The organism is Xylanibacillus composti (assembly GCF_018403685.1).
GTDB lineage: Bacteria > Bacillota > Bacilli > Paenibacillales > K13 > Xylanibacillus > Xylanibacillus composti.
The window spans coordinates 1-21,613 of record NZ_BOVK01000023.1; the positions used below are offsets into that span (position 1 = coordinate 1).

Sequence of the window (21,613 nt, forward strand, 5' to 3'; positions counted from 1 at the left end):
TTTTTTGTGATAGTCCATGAATATTTCATACAAACATACATTTTTAGTAAATACTTCTTCAAGAATTGTTTGTGTCAGGTTTGATGCAAGGCTAGTGAAATCGTTGGTCTTATCTATGCACAAATCCGGTTACACTGCAGAAATTCACGCGAATAAGTCCATCCTGTTCCGCTATATCGTTCATTCCCCCACTCACAGCCAAATAAGACCAGCGTTCCGTTATTGTCTCGCAGACCTGATCACACATAGATCGAATCAACTCTTATGGCGGCATGAGCAGTTCTCCAGACATTCAACCGAGTGAATGGGACCGCTGCCCTTAGATCCTCATGCATTAGAAAGTATTGCTCATTAGCTAAGATCCATTGAATGCGAACTTACTCCGCGCCGCGTCTTCCAATCAAAAAACCGACCCCTTAGGATCGGTTATATCACATGCATATGCCATTCCTGTATAGTGCCTCGCCTGCCTGCATGTTCACTTCCTGTACGTATCTGACTCGCTCGCCTGCCTGCATACGCTGTTCCTGTACGTTGCAGACTACTTGCTTACTTGCATGTTCGGTTCCTGTGCGCTGTTGTCGCCTGCATGCGCTGCGACTGCTTGCGGCCTGTCCTTGCATGCGCTGCGCCTGCTTGCGTTCGATGCCTGCACGTTGCAGACTCACTTGCCGGTGCCTATCCGTTCTGCAGCACAAGCTGACATGCTTCATATGCGCTGGAGAACGACAGCTCTGACAACTGCCCCTTGCCCTGGCACCAGTCACCGGCGAAATAAAGGTTGCGGTAGTCCGGGAAAAACACCGGCATCGCCTGCTGATCAATGCGCCATTTGATTTCCTGGGCAGACGCGCGCTTGGACATGCGGGGCACGACCAATTGCTCGCGCCATCCGGCAAAGTGCTTGTCATAGAGCCGCTCGATTTTTTCCTGCGTCTCAGCCAGCGCTTCCTTGTTCCCCAAGTCCTCTTCATTCAAATACGCGATCGCCTGCAGGAGCTGGCCCCCTTCAGGCACACATGTTTCGTCGTAATAGGAGATGTCCGTGATGAACAGCTTGTTTTTCTTGTCGTATACATACGTGTAAGGGGTATCGATCCGCTCCTTCAGGCCGATGTCATAAACGAAGACGTAGCTCGCCTGATAGTGGGCGTAATGCTTGAGCAGGTGCTCAATCCTCGTGTTTTCGAACACCTTGGCGAGCTCCATAGGCGGAATGCAGAAAATGAATCGATCCGCCCGGTAGGCCGCGTCAGGCGTCTCTACCTCTACTACGCGCTCCTCTTCGGTTTTGACAGCCGTCACCTTTTGCTTGGTCCGAATCTCCCCGCCGTTTTCCTCAATGACCCTGACAAGCTCGTCAATCAAGGCCTGCCAACCGCCCTCAATATAAGCAACCGGCTTGTTCGTCGTGAACAAACGGTTGTAATAGCCGAAAAACACATCTGACGGTATTTTCTCCGGTTCTTTGGTAAAGAAGTTCGAGGACGCCAGCGTCAGCATCATCTCCTGCACGTCATCGCTAACTTGTTTCTCATCCATCCAACGCTTAATGGACATATGGGCGCTCCCCTTCTCCTTCCCGATCAGCGTCTTGAAAATTTCGTAGGTAAAAGCGACCTTGCTGGCATTCTTCATCACTCTTGTGCGGAACAATCCTAATATATTTGCCGGGATATCCGTCAACGTTGAACCGAGGTCATATTTCGCCTTATTCGGATTGAAGTCGCGCCAAGCAATATGAATGCCCAGCTCCTTCTCGAACAGACGAAGCGTGGAGGAGTCCCGGCCATAAATGGCATGCGCCCCAAAGTTGAATTTGAAATCCTTGATATTCAACGTTACCGCTCTGCCGCCCAGATTTCCTCTCTCCAGCACGAGCACTTTCTTGCCTTGCTTGGCCAGAAGAGCCGCCGAGGACAATCCTGCCAGTCCTCCGCCTACGATGACCGTATCATAGCTTTGCTGCACTTCATATGCTTCCATCGAAAATTCCTCCCGTTGTTGAGTGATGCCATTAAGTGCGACATGCAGCCTGTTAAGAAGCGCCATCTCCAGCGGTTGCGCCAATTGGCCGTGAATCCATTGAATCGTCGTATACAAATAGACTCCGGTCAGGGCATGCGCAGCGTGCTCCGGGTGCGCCCCATGCCAAAATTCACCGTTCTCGCGCCCTTCCTCCATAATCTCCTTAATCAGCTCCAACATAAAAGCCGGGTAAGGGGAGGCTTGTGCTTGATCAGTCTGGAAGGGCAGCAGCTTGCCCGCAATCAGCTTCAATCGCTGCTGCTCATTCTCATTTATTGTTGCCAAAAGTCTGAATAGATGTACCAGCTTGCTTTGCGCGCTTTCAATTCCGTTCAGCCGCGCCTTCACCTTATGCCCCATGCTGCTGACCATCTGTTCGCATAAATAGGTCAAAATCGCATCTTTGGAGGGAAAATGATTAAAAAAAGTGCCTTTCGCCACTCCCGCTTCTTTCGTAATTTGCTCTAGCGTAGTGTCTTCAAAACCTTGCGTAAGAAACAGCCTCATCGAGGCCTGATAAATCTTATCCTTCGTCTGGTTTGGTTTCATCCGAAGCCCCTTTCGCACGCGATAGCTTGCCGGGTACATCCGCCCCATCAAGAAGATGACCACAGTCCAAATATATACTACGGTCATTATATGACATTTGTGTGAACGGTGCAAACTCATTTCCTCTATACTTGGGATTCGCCGCAGCTTCCTGCGGGCTGGTTTCGTCTGCGCACATGCAAGAAAAAACGCGCACAACCCCCTGAGGGAATGTGCGCGGAAAGCGCCTGCTTATTTACGCTATTCATCCAAATGAAGAGATGGGCAGGGTGTCCCCTGTCCATCCCGCTATTCCTAGAACTATAAAACTTTCCGCAGAAATGTCGCCGTATGGGAACCGTCAGCGAGAGCAACCTGTTCCGGCGTCCCTTCGGCGATGACTTCCCCTCCGGCATCCCCGCCTTCCGGCCCCATGTCGATGATCCAGTCACATTCGCGGATCAGCTCCATATTGTGCTCAACCACAATTACTGTATGCCCCGCATCTACGAGCCTGTGCAGCAAGCGCACGAGCTGTGCCGTATCCTGCGGATGCAGGCCGGTAGTCGGCTCATCCAGCAGATAGAGCAAGTGCTGCTTGGCCTTCACATTCAATTCCTTCGCCAGCCGAAGCCGCTGGCCTTCGCCGCCCGACAGCGTCGTTATCGCCTGCCCCCACTGCAAATAGCCGAGTCCAACCTCATGCAGAAGCCGGATGGAGCGCTCAATCTTCGAATGCCCGGCAAACAAGCCCAAACTCTCTTCCACCGTCAGATTCAGCATATCCGATATGGACAGACCCTGATAAGTCACGCGCAGCACGTCCTCCTTGAACCGCTTGCCTCGGCAAACGGGACATCTCACTTCCATCCCGGAGAGGAAGAACAAGTCGAGCGGTACGGTGCCAAGCCCTTGGCAATGCTCGCAACGGCCCCCGGCTGTATTGAAGGAGAAATGCTTGGCAGTCAGCCCATTCTTCTTCGCCTCCGGCAGGCTCGCATACAAGTTCCGCATGGCTGTGAACACATCGGTGTACGTGGCGACGTTAGAACGGCTCATGCGTCCGATGGGCGATTGGTCGATGTTGACAATGCCGTCCACCGCATCCAAACCCTCGATGCTCCCGCAGCCTGCGCGCGCTTTCGCTTCCTTGTCGCCTGCGCCGACAAGATCGAAGAGCAAGGTCGACTTGCCAGAGCCCGACACCCCGGTAACGGCTGTCAGGCAGCCAAGCGGGAGCGACACATGCACATGCTTCAAATTGCGGGCATGCGCGTCACGAATGACAATGCGCTTGCCATTCCCGCTTCTTCTGGTCCAGGGCGCCTTGCGCGCGCCTATATTCCGCAAGTAAGCGCCTGTTACGGAGTCGGCTTGTTCGGTCAACTCGAGGAGTGTTCCCTCCCCTACAACACGGCCCCCGCCGCTTCCTGCCCCCGGACCCATGTCAATCACATGGTCGGCCGCGCGCATCATCTCGATATCGTGCTCAATGACGAGCACGGTATTGCCCAAATCGCGCAGCTGCTTCAAGATGCGGATCAACCCCTGCGTATCCCGCGGGTGAAGACCGGATGACGGCTCATCCAGAATATAGAGCACGCCCGTCAGTCCCGAACCGAGCACCGAGGCCAGCCGCAGCCGCTGTGCTTCCCCGCCTGACAGCGATACAGACTGGCGGTTCAAAGTCAGGTACCCGAGTCCGACATCCACAATGCGCTCCAGACGCAAAGCCATATCGTGCAGCAGCGTGTCCGTCTGTTCCCTGTGTTCATCCGGCAGCTTGTCCCGCAATTGCCCGAGCCACCGGGATGCCCGCTGCAGGGACCAGCTCGAAATCTCCGGGAAGGAAACTCCTTGCACGGTGATGCTGCGAACCTCCTCCTTCAGCCTCGCACCTCGACAAGCTTCGCACGCCTGTTCATGGAATAACGCCGCTTCTCCGCTGTCTCCCGCTTTTTCCTTGTAGCGCCTCCAGATGCCCGTGACGACTCCTTCAAATTTGCCGCCGTTAACGGTCTTGGGCGGCTTGCAATCCGGAAAGTGGCGGGAGAAGGCATCGCTCTCCACTCCGTAATACAGCAGATCGCGAACGGGTTCATCATAATCTTTAAGCGCAACGACAGGGTCGAAGTCCAGCCCGTAATATTCAGCTGCTGCATTCAGCACCATTGTCTGGTATTGGATGAGTGCGCCAATCCATACCCGGACGCCTCCATCCTGCAAGCTGCGCGTCTGATCAAACACCGCATCCAGATCGAGACTTAGCGTATGCCCCAGTCCTCCGCAAGCTTCACAAGCGCCCTCTGGCGTATTGTAGGAAAAATGGCGGCGCGTGTAGCGCCGGAGCGTTCCCGCACAGTGCGGGCAATGCAGGGCAGGCACATCTGTATGTGCATCCAGCTCCTCATCGTCGGCCATGCCCGCATCCAGAAGCGGGCCCGGAACGAACCGTTGCCCGCAATGCTGGCACGCTCTCTCTCCAAGCTTCTCGTAAACAATCCGCAAATACGGATGAATGTCCGTCACGGTGCCGACAGTGGACCTGGGATTGCGATTCGTGACGTGTTGGCCGACGCTGATCGACGGCGAAAGGCCGATAATGGCGTCCACCTTCGGCTTGGCATAGGATTCAGCCGCCATCCCCATTGATTCCATATACTGCCGCTGACATTCCCTTTGAAGCGTGTCCAAGGCAAGTGTCGACTTGCCCGACCCGGAAGGTCCCGTCAGAACGACCAGCTGATGCTTCGGGATGCGGAGCGTGACATTTTGCAAATTGTTTTCCCGCGCCCCCCTTATTTCAATGACATCGTTGCCTGCAGACCGCCTGTTGCCCTCGTCATCCTGCAGCTTCCTCTCTGCTTCCACCATTCCTGCTATCACCCTTTCTTTCCACTTCCCTTCCATCATACTACTATGATGCAAGTGATAAGGTTGATTATCCTCATACTCTGTATACCCATTCATTCTATTAGAAAGTATAGCATGGTGGTTTAAGCTTTTAGATCAATGTTGGTCAAGCGGTTTACTTCCCGCAGTCTTCTTGCTATGCTGAATGCACATTAGGACAATGGGGAGGCGTGAAAAGGCATGATCCGACCTATCGACATTGCCCGGATGCTAAATATTAGCACCAGTGCGCTCAGGCACTATGAACAGTGGAGAATTATACCGTCTGTCACCAGAGGGGAGAATGGCTATCGGCGCTACACCGATGTGCATGTCGCTTATTTCACATGCATCCGCGCCATGAATCCGGGGTTCGGGATGAAGGTTACGCGAGAGGTGATGCAGCAGCTTCTGGCAGGCCGTATCGATGATGCGCTGTGGATCGTCAATCAGAGGCAGGCGGAGCTTCAGCAGCAAAAGCAAACCGCCGACCGAACGCTGCGCATCCTCGAGCATGAGTCTGCGGATGAAGGACGAAAAATTGACGGGAAGGCAATGACGATTGGTCAAATTTCTGAGGAAACAGGCGTCCCGTCCTCAGCCATTCGGCATTGGGAGAGGATGGGCCTGCTTGAGGTAGATCGCAACCCGGGCAATGGCTACCGCTGCTTCAGCCCCGCCCAGATCCGGCGCATCCTGATCATCAACACGCTCCGCTCCGTCGTCTGGTCGCTTGATATCATCAAGGAAGTGCTCCGCGAAGTAGACCACAACGACCTCCAGCAGGCGCGGCGCATGGCACAGGAATCGCTCAGCTACCTGAATGCCATGAATCGCTTGCAGATGCAAGGCATCCATGCCCTATATGCGCTAATCGAGAAGATCGAACAGGAAGCAGCGGCAATGTAACAGCGTGTAAATCGGCACAATCATATCGCAGCACATAGAGATTCATACTATGCTAAAATTACCCGCGCTCTATTTCAGCCGACTAATGCTGCACGAACGCGCCTTCGAGCTGGAGCAACCTCCGCTTCAGGTCCAACCCGCCGCGGTAGCCGGTAAGTGCGCCATTCTTGCCGATCACCCGATGGCATGGCACGACAATCCATATCGGATTTGCGCCGATAGCAGCGCCTGCCGCGCGAACCGCCTCGGGCCTGCCAACCTCCCTCGCAATATCGGCATACGCCCTCGTCTGACCGTAAGGGATTTCGCACAATGCCCGCCATACTGCTTGCTGAAACGGCGTGCCCCTCAGATCAAGCGGAAGCGAGAAGGTGGTCCGCTGTCCGTTGAAGTACTCCGCAAGCTCGGTTGTGAACGGGCCCATCTGCTCCTGATCCTGCAGCACCTCGCAGCCTGAAAGCCGCTTGCGCTTCCATTCGTTGAAGGCATCCAGCGATGCGCCTACATAGCAAAGCCCTTCCGGACTTGCCGCCGCCAACCACTCCCTGCCGTCACAAGCGAGCTTTGTCCAGTACACAGTCTTGTTCATCATGCTCCTCCTCTTGTCCACGCTTTTGCGCCTCTGCAGACTGGATGTTTTCCCGATACATAGCGGGTGTACGGCCTGTCATTTTCTTGAAAATCGTTGTGAAATAGGAGACGTTCGGAATGCCGACTTCCCCGGCAATCTCCGAGATGGGCCAGGAAGTCTGCTGCAAAAGCGCTCTAGCCCGGTTGATCCTGATCTGCTGCAAATATTCGATAGGAGTTGTTCCCTTGATGCGCTTGAAGGTGCGATGCAGGTGATACGGGCTGCCGTGGCAGTGGTCGGCAATCTCCTGCAGGCGCAACGCCCTGGCATAGTTCAATTCCAGATATCTGGCTATCTCGTCTGCCCATTCCTGGTCCGGCAGCCGGTCATGCGTCGGCTTGCACCGTTTGCAGGGTCGGAAGCCGGCCGCCACAGCTTCACTCGCATCTTCAAAGATAAGCACATTTCTTCTGTTCGGCAGCCGCGACCTGCAGGACGGCTTGCAAAAGATGCCGGTTGTCCGCAGCCCATAAAGGAACTCGCCATCATAGACGGTGTCATTATCGACGATCGCCTGCCACTGTTCTTCTGACACATTGTCCCTGCCATCCATGATATCCACCTCACTTCTCCCTAGTATACCTTGGTCCTTTGTCCGGCGTAAGCCTTTTCGAATAGAACAGCAAGATGTCCAAAACCATCCGCTCGCCAAGTATGGTACAACTATAAGTGGAGAACGAACCGAAGAGCGATCCATTCCAAAAAAAGGGGGAGATATTCATGAACGAATCACGGACAGAGCATGCGGCAACTGTCACCATTCCTGAACCGGGGGCATTTCGGTTTGCCGAGAACTTGTCCTACTTGTCCCGTTCTTCTAATGAGTGCATGTATCAGATACGGCAAAACACTGTGCGCAAGGCGCTTGCCTGCGATCAAGAGACTGCTGTAGTGGAAGTGAGCGAGGACGAATACCAGCACATAGCCATACGCTTTCTGGGCAATTCTCCGCCTTCCGCACGCATGCGGGCATACGCCGAAGCGTACGTACGGGACTGGTTGGACTTGAATACAGATATATCGTCTTTTTATGAATTGGCGGAAAATGACGAGCTGCTGCGCGATGTCGTGCCCCGATTTTACGGATTGCGCGTCATCGGCATTCCAGACCTGTTCGAGGCCGTCTGTTGGGGCATTATTGGGCAGCAAATCAATCTGGCCTTCGCCTACACGTTGAAGCGCCGTTTCGTGGAAGCCTTCGGCCAAGCGGTTCCGTACGAGGGGGATTCTTATTGGCTGTTCCCATCACCCGAGACAACTGCCGGCTTAAGCGTGCAGGACCTGGCCCCGCTGCAAATGAGCGGCAGGAAGTCCGAATACTTGATCCACGTCGCCACGCTTATCGCCGAAGGCCGTCTCACCAAGGAGATGCTGCTGGCCTCGTCCGGCTGCAAACAGGCCGAGCAGCTCTTGACCGCGATTCGCGGAATTGGCCCTTGGACGGCCAACTATGTCTTGATGCGCTGCTTGCGATTTGCCGATGCGTTCCCAATCGACGATGTCGGCCTGCACAACGCCATCAAACTGCTGCTGCACCAGGAGGCCAAACCGACGAAAGCAGCGCTTCAACGATTGGCGCGACGCTGGCAGGGATGGGAGGCCTACGCAACCTTTTACTTGTGGCGAACGCTGTATTGAAGGTAATCGCGCCGTACAAGAACAGGCAACCAGCAGCGGCCGTTCGCCTTACTTGGCGCCCAGCTGAAACAAATCAAACTTATTTCCATACTAGTCCTCAAAGCCGACGCCTTTCCCCCCGGGAACTTGCTTGGGCGCTCCATGGAATACCACACCCCGCGCCTTCATCTCCTCGTAATCCCGGTCTATACGATTCGTAGCGAACATGACCAGGATTTGATCCGCAGCCTGCCTGCCAATCAATTGCTCCTGCTCCGGTGTGTCTGCCTCGGCAAGCTCAAGCACGGTTTCGCTGCTGCTGTGCGGAGCCACAGTCAGGTACTTCCACCCCGGGGCGAACTGTTCTTCCATCCGGACGACAAACCCGAGTTTCTCTGTGTAAAATGCTTTGGCTTCTTCCTGATTCTTCACCAGTATCGTGATTTGAAGCGCATGTGTAAGCATCACAAAACCCCTTCCGTAGCTTTGAATATGGCAACCATCGACCCTTCATCTTGCGAGCGGAATCGTGTTCACCATATCATGGGCGACACTTGCAGATTTCTTCTCGTTTGCGCTTATGGAGGTGAGGGCAAAGCAAAAACCCTGACGGCTGTTCGTCAGGGTTTGGATGCGCAAAGCAACTGGCAACTAGTGCGTATAGACATAGGTCGGCGAATCGTACTGAGGCCCGTTTTTCTCATAAGTAAACCAATAGGCAATTGTGTCTCCGCTGCTCAACCCTCCGATCGCCTGGGTCCAGGCGCTCCCGCTTAGGGACATCCGCAAATTTTGCTGAATGCCGCCATTGACAGTGTAATGAATGTCTACGTAAGCGGCAGGCGTCGTCGGTGTGAAATGAACCGTCGCTTGCGAAGCGGAGTTGCGCGCAGTCCATGCCGTATAGTCATCCGTCACATGCTCTCCTCCCCCGCTGCCGCTTGCCTCGAATTCGATCCAGTTCAAGTTGAACCCGCCGGCGCCTGCATATAGCCGCAGCGTTTGGACACCGGCATTCAAAGCAACCGTGCCCGTTACCGTTTGCCAGTTCTGCCAGCCTCCCGTTACCGGAACAGTTGTTGCCAGAAGTGTGTTCCCATTCGATTGAAGCCGGATTTCACCGCCTGCCTCCAAGCTGGCTATCCTGTATTTCACCGTGTAGGTCCCTGCCGCTTGCACATCCACCTCATATTCCAGCCAGTCTCCGGTGTCTATCCAGCCTACGTTGTCGCCTCCTCCCGCATCAGAGGTTCCTTCCGTCTGAATACCGTGCATGGCGCTGTAATGTTCCGCTTCAATCTTGCCGGGGATTGCTGCCGCATTTCCCCCGCCACCGCCGCTTCCGTTCCCGATGTTGAAGCTGTTGGCCGGGACAGTCAGCACATGGCCGTCAGAGAAGCGAACCGTCCGCTCCTGGTTCGTCATATTGTAGACAACGTAGGTTTTGGCGCCGTTCTTGTTGAAGACGGCATAAATCGGGTAGTCGGCCGTTACGTCTGGATCGGCATTCCCTATAGCATCCAGATTGTGAATCCAGTGATAGGCATGCGCCTTGGAGTTCCCCGCTTCCGGGATCATAGCCGCCGACCGGGAAGCGAACATCTCTTTCGCCTCGCTCGGGCTGGAAATAGCGCGATACATGTAGATAAGGTCTTCCCAGGCATCAAAATTCGTGCCGCCGTTCTCGCTCACCAACGCTTGGTAATTCGTATTCGTGTAGACGGGATAATGCGTAAGGTATAGCGAAGCGCCGGTAATAGGCAGCCAATTGATGCCGTGCACTTCTTCCGGATTGCCCGTCCACCATACCGCATCGCCGACCGTCTTGCCGCCCCAGATCATGCTCGCAGTTGCGCGGCTGAAGTCCGGATGATGATTGCGCTCATGCACATCGAACCAATACTCGTTGATCGCATTCATTTCCGTCGTGTACAAGTAAATGCCCAAATCGCGAATCCGCGTGTTGCCGGTTGCCTCGCCCCATAGAATCATTCCTGCCCACGCATTCATTGCTTCCGAGGAAGACTCGTTGTTGTTTCCGTCGCCGAAGCGCGCGTGACCGGATGCCCAAGAGTGCCCCGCATACGGATCGAAATTTCTCAGGAAAGGAAACATCCCGTTCTGGCGGTCATCATTGGCGATATCTTGAATCAACAGCTCGACCATCGGCCCCCAGGCATTCGCCCAATTTTTGTCCACTCTGGCGATTTCGGCTGCCGCTTTGATGAAATACCCATAATGGAAATGATGATCATTCAGATCCTCAGCCGAGCCGAAGCTGGCAGGATATCCGATGACGGTTCCCCAATTTTGATTGTAGTAAAACAAGTTCTGCGCCTTCAGATTCCCGGAGCTATTGCTTGCTTTGAACCAGCCCTCCAACGTTCCCCTGATTTCATTCCGGAACAGATTGGCTGCCGCAGCATCGCCGACCTGGTCGGCGATAGGAGCAAGGACGGCCAGCTTGCCCAATTGCTTGCCGATCCAGTACGTGTCCTTATTGCGGTCATAGACCTCCGCCTCGGCTTCATCTACATATTGGGCCAACGTTGCCCGATTATAATTCCCCATGTCCGGCAGTGACGGCAGCACGCCCGTGAAGGCCATGGCTGTACTGAAAGAGGAGCCTTCCAACGTTCTCATTTCACCGCGCACGGAAGGGTACGTGTAGCTTAGCATACTGGCACTGCTGTTTCGCCATTGATGAGGATACAGCGCAAAGATCGACCCCGATTGCGAGCCTTCCTTGGCAACCGTAGACAAGGTGTATGTCGTATGCACGGTGCCTGTTGAGGAATGATAGCTCCAGCCAACCTTGCTGTCGGTTACGTGCGAATAGGCATATTGCTGAAATTTCTGCAGAGTAGCAGCGGAATTGTCCGGGAGCACCGCAATGGAAAAATAATTGCGCCCGTTCAAGTTGTTGACCAGCTCTCCGCTCCCGATCCCGCTCCACGTGCTCCCCGATGGACCAAACAGCGCGTAATGCGCTCCGGCCATGGTAATGCCAAGGACAGGGCTGTTCGCGTCGCCATGCCAGACAGTTGGCGGCGTATAGAAGGAAAGCTTGGGATTTCCGCCTGTGTATTCGAAATACACATAAGGAGATCCATGCCCGTAAGTGACCTTCATGGCGTTGCCGCCGTTCTGGTAAGCCGCTGTCACGAACCAATCGCTGAAACCGTCTACCTTCGCATCCGGAAAAGCGGAAGCATTGCTGTGGCCTACCGTAAAGTCATGAATATCATTCATCCAGCCCATAATCGCGGCGGAATTGGCGGAAATGCGGTTGCCCGGATAATAAATCCGCATGCCCCGCTCCCCATTCTTCATCGCTAACGGATGCGGATACTGCGCTTCGGAATACGCATCCCAAGCCAGGTTGCTCCACCAATCATTCGTGGGCATCTTGCCCTGCACATTCGACGTCTGGTAGATCATGGACTGCACGTCCGTCGCACCGGGCGGGAGGACCGTCGAGTAAGAGCCCGCCCCGAGGCTGATCTCGCCCGGGAACGCATTCACATTGTTGGACGGCAAAAGCATCAACAAAAGCAACAAACATACTGTCCCAATGCCAACCCGTTTCATCAAACCATCTCCTTCGTTTCGTTTTCCCTTGACTCCAATTCACGAAAATTTTTCGTTCTCTCCTCCCTTCTGGGCCATCTTCATTACATGAAACGTCTTTCTATTCACAGGGAAATCCCCTGTACTTCTATCATATCTGGCACAAAAAATCCGTCAATAGATTTAATGAAAACGCTTACGAAATGAAACGAAAGTCCTATGACAGGGTGGTTTTTGCGAAAATTTACGAAAAAACAAACTGTCTTTTCCGTCCATTCTAGACTTCCGGGACAGCCCATTGCTGTTGAATAAAAGACGTAAGCGATGAAATAGGCTGCAGTGTGAAACGATGCAGGTGAAGCGCGAAAAAAAGACTACCATGCCGCCGCCTGCGCACTTATACTACTAGTACCTGATTAAAAATACAAAGCATATATTGGAGGATACGCCTACATGCGACGACGCGGTTCAAAACTATTATGCTTGTTGCTCATTCTCGTCATGGTTGCACCTTTGGCCATGATTGCGCCAGCTGCACTTGCAGAGCCCAATGTCATACCGCCCGAATCGGACGGATGGGTGCAGGTTTCCACTGCGCAGCATCTGATACATATCAATGAGCATCAAGAGATGTATCTCGACAAGAACATTGCCATCCTGAATCCAATTGATCTGACTGGGTACGAATGGACGCCCTTCGGGGGCAACAGCTATGACAATTACACGGGCACTTTCGAAGGCAATGGCCATCTGATTTCGGGGATCGCCATTAACGCTGACAATCTCGAATTTGTTGGCTTCTTTGGTGTATCGTCCGGAACCATCCGCAACCTGGGGGTGTCGGTACAGGTAAAGGGCGGCGCCTTCACTGGAGGTCTGGCTGGATATCAACAGGACGGCAGCATCGAGCGGTGTTACTCCATGGGCAGCGTGGAAGGCGGAGGCGAAGGGCATAGCTACAGCGCCTCGACTACGGGGGGATTGGTGGGCTCGGCGAACAATGCCACGGTGAGGTACGCATTTTCCTCCGCGTCCGTCACCAGCGCCGTCTCTTCGAATATCTTTGTAGGCGGACTGGCTGGAGAAGTGGCGAACGGCGCGCTGAGTGATTCTTATGCAACAGGGACGGTTACCAATAAAATTAGAAACAGCAGCTATTACCTGTTTTCAGCCGCTTTCATCCCCTTCGTCAATAATGCGAGCGTAGTGAATGCGTATGCTGTCGGAGCAGTGGATGATTCGCAAACTGAGAATGCCAATGCCCGATTCAGCGGGTTGATTGTGTCTTTGTTCTCCATGGCCTCTGTTCACAATTCCTACTACGATACGCAAACGACCGGGCAGTCTGCCGGTCTTGTGGACGGCAGCGGCGGAGTGTTCGGCCAGACGACCGAAGAAATGAAAGGACAAGCGACGTACAACGGCTTCAACTTCACCGCGGATTGGGCGATCCATCCAGCGGTGAACAACGGCTACCCTTATTTGCGACCGCACCTGATTACAGCCGAATTGCCGCATGCGCTCAAGGATGCGCCTTACACTTACGCTCTCGCCGGATTTGACGGTGCGGGCGGCGGATTGACCTGGAGCTCTGGCTCACTGCCGGACGGGCTGAGCCTCGATGCTTCCGGATTGCTGCACGGCGTGCCCGAGGAGGCAGGCACTTACACGATTGCCTTCACGGCAACCGATGCGGGCGGCGCCAGCGCCAGCAGCACGCTGACGCTTGCAGTAGACGAAGAAGCGCCCGAGATCGCCGACTACCACATCGAACCTGGCCATGCGCTTCATGCCACGAAGGTTACAGCGCAAGCCGGGCACGATAGCCATACGTTCGCCTACACGCTCAGCGATACCGCTCCGGCACAGCCGCTGCTGGGCGAGCTTGTGCCGGAGGAAGCCGCAGCCTATGTCATTGGCGATGACATACCGGGTGTTAGCATCGGACAGTATTTGACTATGTATGAGCTGAATGAAGACGAGCGGATTCAAGCCTGGCACAGTGTGCAGCTGGAGGAAGCCCATATTCGGCTGCGGCTGTCCATCTCCGTTACGGGCGTCAGCCTTGCTCCTCCGACGCTGACGCTTGTCGAAGGGCAGGTCCCACAGATGCTGTCAGTGACCGTCGAGCCTGCGGACGCAACCAACCAAGCCGTTGCATGGAGCTCCGACCGGCCGGATGTTGCGGCGGTTGATTCTGCTGGCGTGGTGACGCCTGTCTCGGCCGGGACGGCTGTTATCACGGTCACGACCGAGGATGGCGCGCATACGGCCAGCGCGGTCGTGACCGTCCAGCTTCCTCCGCCTGCGACCGGCACGGTCACGGGAGCCGTATATGGAAGCGGCGATGTGCCGCTCGCGGGTGCGTTGGTCTCCGTGAATGACAACAGCACAACGACGGACAGTCTTGGAAGCTTTACACTGACGGGCGTCGGCGAAGGCAGCCAGACGATTGCCTTGTCGGCAGCCGGTTATGTAAGGGAGGAAGTGGAAGTCCAGATTACAGCGGGCGAAGTGACGGATGTCGGGAAGATTAGATTGACAGCGGACGTAGAGATCCCGTCTCCCGCGGGCGGCACAGTTACGGGGGCCGTGTATGGGAGAGGGAACCTTCCACTGCCTGGCGCTGTCGTGACATTGAATGGTCACAGCGCAACTACTGACAGCGGCGGCAGCTTTACGCTGTTGAACGTAGCTGAAGGCAGGCAGACAGTCACGATCTCGACAACCCGATATAGGACGGCAAGCATCACTGTCGATGTCCTTGCCGGGACAACGGTCGATCTGGGCCGCATTTCCTTGACTGCCGCAAGCTCTGGAGGCCAGTCAAGCGGTGCGGGTTCCGGCTCGGAGCCAACGTCCCAGTCGGGCATTCGCATTAATGGCCAGGAAGCGGCCATCACCCTCGTTCGCGAGGAGGACAGCGATGGCCGTTCGATCATTCGCTTGGTGATCGACGCGGACTTGGCAAGCGCCATGTTCCAGGACACTCCAACTGCAGTGATCGATGTGGATCATACAGACCCGATCGTCAAGGTTGAGGTGCCGGCGGCAGCCATGCAGGCCGTCTACAGCAGGCAACCTGATGCCGCGCTGCACATTCGTGTCAATGGCGCCAGCTATCTGCTTCCGCTTCAGCTGTGGAAGGACGCTTCGGAAGAAGCCGCCATCACGATCGCTATTGCCCTCGCATCCGATGTCGGCAGCAGCGAGCTGGACAATACGCTAACCGAACTGGGATTGCGCATGCTCGCCACCCCGGTAGCATTCACAATCCATGTGGACGATCAAGAGCTTTCCTCGTTCGGGGATATCTATGCAGAGCGAACCATTACGCTCCGTTCCCCGGCCAATCCGGACACATCCACTGTCGTTTGGGTAGATGCGGATCATCAGCTGCGCTTTGTCCCATCCACCTTTATGGCGGCTGGTGGCACTGCCAAAGCAACGTTCTTTGCGCCGCATAACAGCTTGTACACAGTCGTCCAGTCGTCCCAAAGCTTCGCTGACATAGAAGGGCACTGGGCGCAGCCAGACATTGAGCTGCTTGCCCACAAGCTGATCCTATCCGGTACAGACCGCTATGCCTTTGCGCCGAACCAACAGGTGACTAGGGCTGAATGGGCCGCCATGGTCGTCCGTTCACTCGGATTGGCCGAAAGAACGCCAGCTGCTTCTTATACGGATGTCCAGCCTGAGGCCTGGTATGCCGGGGCGCTGGAGGCGGCGAGAGAGGCCGGGTTGATTTACGGTTACGAAGACAACTCCTTCCGCCCGCATGAACCGGTCACCCGCGAGCAGATGGCCGCCATGCTGTCCCGGGCGATGCGCTTTGCCGGCGGCGAGCTGCCGGAAGGCAACCTTGATTCCCTCGAACGGTTCGGCGACCAGGCGGACATAGCGGCTTGGGCGGCGGGACCAACCGCACAGCTGCTGGAGATTGGCATTGTGCGAGGGATGGACGATGACAGCTTCGCTCCCAAGACCTATGCCACGCGCGCGCAATGCGCCGTCTTGTTGAAGGGAATGCTCCAACACCTGCAATTTATCGACTAATAGGAAAGCTGCCTCACAGGTTTTCGCAAACTTGGGGGGCAGCTGTTTGTTATGGCCATTTTCGTGGTGGTCGTAGCAAGAGCAGGCTTCTGGCCTTGCCGGCGTCTGGAAAATCTATACTCCTCAGGCGAAGCACGAACGGTTGGAGGAAAAGATGCACATGTGCAGGTTTGGTATCCAGTAAAACACCTTTATTCCCCCGCCTGGCTCTGCATTCGCCAGGCATGAACGGCTTGCCGAATCCCGTTATGCTTGCCGCAGCTGCTCCACTCCTCCCAGAAGTTGAATGTCCTGCTGTTCGGCTTCTGCTTCGGCTCGGCAATGCGGATTCGGCTCGGCAGCAAGCTGGCATCTCCCACAACGAGCGCTTCTCCCGCGTCCAGCATCGGCAACCATGCGGCAAAGCCTCCCAAGCTCTCGGGCAGCAATCTATGGATCACCTGCTGGTCCGCAGCATTCGACAGCCGCAGCGTGATAAAGTTGTTGCATTGGCTCAATATCGCGGGATGAACCTCGGACGGACGTTGGCTGATGATGACCAGACCTACGCCGTATTTTCTGCCCTCCTTCGCAATGCGCCCGAAGTATCTGGGAGCAGCTTGTTCAACTCCTGCCTCTCTGACAGGATGGGGAAGATACAGATGCGCCTCCTCGCAAAGCAGGGCGACAGGATGCCTGTTCGCCTTGTCTGTCCACTGCTGGATGGTGAAGACAAGACTGGCTATCCGCCCCACGACGAGCGGCAGCATATCCGACGGCACTTCGGATAAATCAATTACCTTCACACCGCCTCTGTGCAGGGGCTGGTGTTCCTTTCCGCAGAGCAAGGCCTCTGCCAATGTTTCCAGCCACGCAAGATTGTGGACCTCAGCTGGCGGATTCAGCATGAAGGCCAGCCGGCGATCCGTCCGCTTGTTCTCCAATCTCGCGATAAGCTTGCTCAGTCTTCCGTAGTAATCCCCTTGCCGTTCTCCTCTGGCGCCCGGGACCAGTTCGGCATTCAGTCGTCCTAAGGCATCCAGCACTTCAGCCAAATCGTAGGGAACTGGGCTGTCAATCGTGAAGTTGGCAAGCAGATCGCCGGCCTGTGCCCGCTCCAAGTAGGCGCGCTTGGCATCAACAACCATTCGCGACAGAAGCATCGCTTGGTTAGGCGCATGCTGATCGCTTCGATCAACGAGCAAGTGAATCAAATCCTCGTAGCTCAGCAACCAGTAAGGCAAATGCAAGATCCCCTCGTTCACGCCGCCCCCATGGACAGCTTCATGCGGTCCGGCAATCTTGTAATGCTGGATGCCCTCCCCCGTTAAAGACTGGTATTCGCCATGAAGATCGAACAGCAGCGCATTCGCGTTAGGCAATTGGGCAATTTGCTCGACCAAGCGCGCTGTCGCCCATGACTTTCCGCTGCCCGTGCTTCCCACGATCACTGCATGCCTTTGAAAAAGCTTGTTCGCATCAAGAAATGCCGGCGCCTCCTCATCCAGCGCATAGTGCCCGAGACACAACGAATGGAGATGCTCGCCAGATTGGCAGGAAATGGCCCGCATAAAGCGGGACAGCTGTTCGCCTTCGATCGGAAAGCAGACCGCTTCGATTTCAGGGACCGATTCCAACGATCTTCGGAATACATTCGATTGTTCCAAGTATCGATCATAGAATGTCCCGATCAGCGCGATGCGAACGGTGTTGATTTCCCGGCACTCATCAGCCTCTGACATCTCTTCGGCCATGCATGCTTCCTGCTCCCTCTGCTCCATAAATCGTCTGATAATCTTCTGTATAATGCCGATATAATGCTGTCCGGCTCTGCTGCTTCGCAGCGCCACAAGCCGATTCACCTGCATGTTACGCAGCACCTGCACATTATCCACCCCTAACGTGACATGGGTGGTATCCACGGCAGCCACCTTGCCCAGTCCTTCTTCGTCCGCATACTGGAAAATGCTCATCATCTCCCTCCTTTCATAATACGAGTTGAATCAACGCATCCAATGACCAGAGGGAAGCCCCTTCCACGATTTCCTCGCTGTTCAGATAGACGATCCGCGTCCCCTGGTCATACTCCTCCAAACCTAGTACGGCAGAAGTCGGCGCACTCCGGATAAATTGCAGCGCAGAATCGGACAGCCGCTTCGTTGCGATGAGGATCGGGGTCTTCCCCTGCCGCATGCGTTCCACCAGCTTCAAGTGAATATGGTTGTCATGGAAGCCATAGCCCACGCATAATATCGCGCTGGCGTTCGCGAATGCCTCGTCCGCTTTGGCAATCATGCTGCGGAACGGTTCCTGATGCGTGAGCTCATATTTCCGGACACCGGGCGTAACCATCAGCGGACTCATGCCGCATGCATCGGCTGCATGATCCGGCAAGCTGACAGGCGCACCGTCTCCTGACCTGAACCAGTCGAGTGAGCCATGCACCTTCATCAGTTCGATCTGTGGGGCGTGGAATCGTGAGAATCCTTGAAAGTGCTTTTCATATTGCCCGCAATATCCGTTATCCAACCGCAGCCGTACTTGATCAGCCGCATACTCGGCCAATCTGTCATAGTTGGTCGTAACGATCTTGATTTTCTGCTTCGCTGTTCTGCTCAGAAATTGCAGCAGCACTCCGAGCGGCAATGCAAGTTCGCCGCGCTGCATCCGACGCATGAGAGAGATATCCTGCTGCAGAAGCAGCTGCCGGGTCGCTTGTACGACTTGCTGTTCAAGCATGCTGGAAAGATCCACTTGATGCAGCGCATTCTCCAGGTCCAGTCCTGATGCGATCGCCGTACGGAACGCAAGCCAACGGTCCTGCTCCTTGGGGTCCGGCACAACATGGTTGACAAGATGATCGGCCAGCTGAGGCATTCCGGCAAACCCGTACGCAGCCGAAGCCCCGCTCCCCAGAACAATGACCGGCACCAAGGACAGACATTTTTGAATGAGCTTCAAACTGGTTACAGACATAGGCTGGGGCATGGGCAGAACAATCCCTCCTTTCTAGTAATCTATTTTATACACCGACTTTCACATCTATACTCAAAATGCCAAGCAGTTTCATAGGTTGCGGATGAAGGAGTGGACAACATTTCGAAATCCCCCCCTGTGTTAAAGCTGCTTGGAACAGTTCGCGGATCTTGGGATGGGCAGGGCATACAGCTGCAAGAAAATGCGTAGGGCGTGTCCGTTTTTTCCAAGAAAATGGAGGCGGAGCATCTGCGGCAGCAATATGCCAGCATTCGGCCGGGCTATTACTTGAACAAGCGGCACTGGATCTCCATTTACTATTATCAGACCGGGGAAGTCCCGTCCGATCTTGTCGAGCAGCTGATTACCAGCGCATACCTGCTTGTCTATCAGTCTTTGACCAAAAAAAGCAAGCGGCATTGAGCAAAAGGTGATAGCAAGACATAAGAGCGATAACGCGCTCGATACAAAAGAAGCTGTCCGGGACCACCAAGTCCCATGGACAGCTTCTCCTTCTTACACTTCAAACTCCCACGCCGGATTCCACACCACTTCCCACAAATGTCCGTCTGGGTCCAGGAAATGGCCGGAGTATCCGCCCCAGAACGTATCATGCGCCGGGTCCGGAATGACGGCACCGGCTTTCTCCGCCAGCGCCATAATTTGATCGACTTCTTCCTTGCTCCCTACATTATGGCCAATCGTCATTTCCGTGGAGCTTGGAGACCCGAGCGGAACCTTCGCTTCATGCGCCAGATCGCGGCGGTTCCAAATGGCCAGTTTCACCCCTGCCTGCAAATCGAAAAAAGCGACAGCCCCATGCTCAAATTCCCGGCCAATAATCCCCTCAGTCGGCCATCCCAATCCATCCCGATAAAAACGCAGAGACCTCTCCAAATCCGCTACGCCTAATGTCAATACAGAAATGCGCGGTTTCATCAATTGCTGCCTCCTCGCTGGATTCATGAAGTTTCATTTTCATAGTCGCATACAACAGCCTATCAGGATTGGAAAAATCGGACACAAGCCCCGCCCTTACCAGCAGATCTGTCCCGGAGACATGCCGTAGTAACGCTTGAAGTGCTGGATCAGATGCGATTGGTCATAATAGCCGTATTGGATGGCGATGTCCGCGAACGATGGCGAAGCTTGCTGGTACAGTTCCCTAAGCGCGCCTTGAAAGCGGACAATGTCCAGCAATTCCTTCGGGCGGACGCCGCACTCCTGCAGAAACGCTCTGCGCTTCCGTAGCAGCGAGGCACTTCTTCAATGTTGCCTCTCCTTATCAGATTAACGCAAATGCGGCGAAATTACAGCATGTTTTATAAGAATTGCGCCGCTTCCGGAGTGGACCTATTTGCCTTCGTTCTTCACAATGAAAAAAGCACTCCGAAGAGTGCTTCTAGCCCAACACGGCAGCTGATCCCCCACGCACAGTCACGATTCAAAGGACTTGGATAACAACACTGCCCTTTTTGCGTCCGTTCTCTACGTATCTGTGTGCTTCAACCATTTGTTCCAGCGTATAGGTTCTGTCTATGACCGACTTGATCTTCCCTTCAGCCAGAAGCTTCTGCAGCAGCAAGACATCTTCCATAAGCTCCCGGGCAACCTCCATTCCGCCCACGGTTACAAATGCCCCGCCCGCAGCCAGAGCCTTCTCACAATGCGCTTTCGTGGTTTTGCCAACGGCGTCAAAGATCATGTCGTAGCGCTCTCCGGTTTCGGTAAAATTCTCCTTCGTGTAATCGATGACCTTATCCGCTCCCAGAGCCTTTACCATTTCCAAATTGCCTGTGCTGCAAACACCTGTCACTTCCGCTCCGAAATACTTGGCAAGCTGCACTGTCAAGGTTCCAACCGTACCCGAAGCTCCATAAACCATCACCTTTTGCCCGCTTCGTATGTTTCCTTTTCGCAAAAAATGGAGGGCTGTCGTTCCCCCATAAAGGACGGAAGCGGCTGTTTCGAAGGATACTTGCTCCGGTTTTATCGCAATGAGACCCTTCTCAGGCAAAGCCAGGTACTCTGCATGAGCGCCGAATTTCATCCCGGTCATGGCGAAAACCTGATCGCCTGCTTTGAATCTCGTTACCTTGCTGCCAATCGCTTCGATCTCTCCCGACAATTCTACTCCCAAAATGGGCTTCCTCGGCTTTGTTATGCCTAGCACAAGGCGCATGGGCAGCCACATCAAAGCCGGGCTCCGAAACGCGCGAATCCGGATGTCCCCGGCTGTAACGGTTGTCGCGCGAATCCTGATCAGCACCTCATTGTCACGGGGCTCCGGTTTCCTGACCTTTTGCAGCTTCAGTACTTCGGGCGGACCGTATTGCGTGCATAGAACTGCATTCATAGGCTTCCTCCTAAAACGCATGATGCTGTTACTATAGCGGTTGCGGTACAGGACACGGTAGCTACTTTAGT

Annotated in this window: 15 protein-coding genes and 1 pseudogene; 4 read left to right on the forward strand and 12 right to left on the reverse strand. The window is 54.7% G+C overall.

Translation table 11 applies throughout. The annotated features are described in order from the left end of the window. Positions 1 to 678 precede the first annotated feature (678 nt). The 3 genes and pseudogenes from XYCOK13_RS09195 to uvrA form a co-directional block, all read right to left on the reverse strand. A complete protein-coding gene (locus XYCOK13_RS09195) occupies positions 679 to 1,986 on the reverse strand; it encodes a phytoene desaturase family protein (protein WP_244865095.1) in 1,308 nt (435 codons plus the stop codon). A 441-nt stretch (positions 1,987 to 2,427) separates the two neighbouring features. Further along, positions 2,428 to 2,697, reverse strand: a pseudogene (locus XYCOK13_RS22235) (TetR/AcrR family transcriptional regulator); the annotation flags it as partial. A gap of 180 nt (positions 2,698 to 2,877) precedes the next feature. Beyond that, positions 2,878 to 5,430, reverse strand: coding sequence for an excinuclease ABC subunit UvrA (gene uvrA / locus XYCOK13_RS09200; protein ID WP_213411848.1), 2,553 nt, complete (start codon positions 5,428 to 5,430; stop codon positions 2,878 to 2,880). Between the two features lie 219 nt (positions 5,431 to 5,649). On the opposite strand from uvrA, the gene XYCOK13_RS09205 reads away from it, so the two are divergent. After that, a complete protein-coding gene (locus tag XYCOK13_RS09205) occupies positions 5,650 to 6,357 on the forward strand; it encodes a MerR family transcriptional regulator (RefSeq protein WP_213411849.1) in 708 nt (235 codons plus the stop codon). An 82-nt stretch (positions 6,358 to 6,439) separates the two neighbouring features. On the opposite strand, the gene XYCOK13_RS09210 is transcribed toward XYCOK13_RS09205, so the two are convergent. Together XYCOK13_RS09210 and XYCOK13_RS09215 are read right to left on the reverse strand one after the other, a co-directional pair. Further along, a complete protein-coding gene (locus XYCOK13_RS09210; RefSeq protein ID WP_213411850.1) occupies positions 6,440 to 6,946 on the reverse strand; it encodes a methylated-DNA--[protein]-cysteine S-methyltransferase in 507 nt (168 codons plus the stop codon). Then, a complete protein-coding gene (locus tag XYCOK13_RS09215; protein ID WP_213411887.1) occupies positions 6,909 to 7,541 on the reverse strand; it encodes a bifunctional transcriptional activator/DNA repair enzyme AdaA in 633 nt (210 codons plus the stop codon). The genes XYCOK13_RS09210 and XYCOK13_RS09215 overlap by 38 nt, the downstream gene beginning before the upstream one ends. A 167-nt stretch (positions 7,542 to 7,708) precedes the next feature. On the opposite strand from XYCOK13_RS09215, the gene XYCOK13_RS09220 reads away from it, so the two are divergent. Then, entirely contained in the window at positions 7,709 to 8,626 is a 918-nt protein-coding gene (locus XYCOK13_RS09220) for a DNA-3-methyladenine glycosylase 2 (protein WP_213411851.1), read from the forward strand. Positions 8,627 to 8,716: 90 nt separating this feature from the next. Here the strand turns inward: XYCOK13_RS09220 and XYCOK13_RS09225 are convergent, their stop codons facing one another. Together XYCOK13_RS09225 and XYCOK13_RS09230 are read right to left on the reverse strand one after the other, a co-directional pair. Next, positions 8,717 to 9,070: a VOC family protein gene (locus tag XYCOK13_RS09225; RefSeq protein ID WP_213411852.1), complete on the reverse strand. Its 354-nt coding sequence runs from the start codon at positions 9,068 to 9,070 to the stop codon at positions 8,717 to 8,719. Between the two features lie 186 nt (positions 9,071 to 9,256). Then, a complete protein-coding gene (locus XYCOK13_RS09230) occupies positions 9,257 to 12,196 on the reverse strand; it encodes a glycosyl hydrolase (RefSeq protein ID WP_213411853.1) in 2,940 nt (979 codons plus the stop codon). 432 nt (positions 12,197 to 12,628) lie between these two features. Here XYCOK13_RS09230 and XYCOK13_RS09235 point away from each other — a divergent pair, with 432 nt between their 5' ends. Then, on the forward strand, positions 12,629 to 16,231 hold the full coding sequence (locus XYCOK13_RS09235; RefSeq protein WP_213411854.1) for an S-layer homology domain-containing protein: 3,603 nt from the start codon (positions 12,629 to 12,631) through the stop codon (positions 16,229 to 16,231). 191 nt (positions 16,232 to 16,422) lie between these two features. Here XYCOK13_RS09235 and XYCOK13_RS09240 read toward each other — a convergent pair whose 3' ends face one another. Together XYCOK13_RS09240 and XYCOK13_RS09245 are read right to left on the reverse strand one after the other, a co-directional pair. Then, positions 16,423 to 18,183 (reverse strand): ATP-binding protein, encoded by a 1,761-nt coding sequence (locus XYCOK13_RS09240; protein ID WP_213411855.1) that lies wholly within the window; start codon positions 18,181 to 18,183, stop codon positions 16,423 to 16,425. Between the two features lie 13 nt (positions 18,184 to 18,196). Continuing rightward, the gene (locus tag XYCOK13_RS09245) at positions 18,197 to 19,198 is read right to left on the reverse strand and encodes an SIR2 family protein (protein ID WP_213411856.1); all 1,002 of its coding nucleotides are present in this window, start codon (positions 19,196 to 19,198) and stop codon (positions 18,197 to 18,199) included. Between the two features lie 201 nt (positions 19,199 to 19,399). On the opposite strand from XYCOK13_RS09245, the gene XYCOK13_RS09250 reads away from it, so the two are divergent. Beyond that, positions 19,400 to 19,609, forward strand: coding sequence for an MmcQ/YjbR family DNA-binding protein (locus tag XYCOK13_RS09250; protein ID WP_213411857.1), 210 nt, complete (start codon positions 19,400 to 19,402; stop codon positions 19,607 to 19,609). 93 nt (positions 19,610 to 19,702) lie between these two features. Here the strand turns inward: XYCOK13_RS09250 and XYCOK13_RS09255 are convergent, their stop codons facing one another. From XYCOK13_RS09255 to XYCOK13_RS09265, 3 genes are all read right to left on the reverse strand, one after another. After that, a complete protein-coding gene (locus XYCOK13_RS09255) occupies positions 19,703 to 20,125 on the reverse strand; it encodes a VOC family protein (protein WP_213411858.1) in 423 nt (140 codons plus the stop codon). Between the two features lie 96 nt (positions 20,126 to 20,221). Further along, on the reverse strand, positions 20,222 to 20,440 hold the full coding sequence (locus tag XYCOK13_RS09260) for a helix-turn-helix domain-containing protein (RefSeq protein ID WP_213411888.1): 219 nt from the start codon (positions 20,438 to 20,440) through the stop codon (positions 20,222 to 20,224). A gap of 190 nt (positions 20,441 to 20,630) precedes the next feature. Next, positions 20,631 to 21,542 (reverse strand): NAD(P)-dependent alcohol dehydrogenase, encoded by a 912-nt coding sequence (locus XYCOK13_RS09265; RefSeq protein ID WP_213411859.1) that lies wholly within the window; start codon positions 21,540 to 21,542, stop codon positions 20,631 to 20,633. Positions 21,543 to 21,613 lie beyond the last annotated feature (71 nt).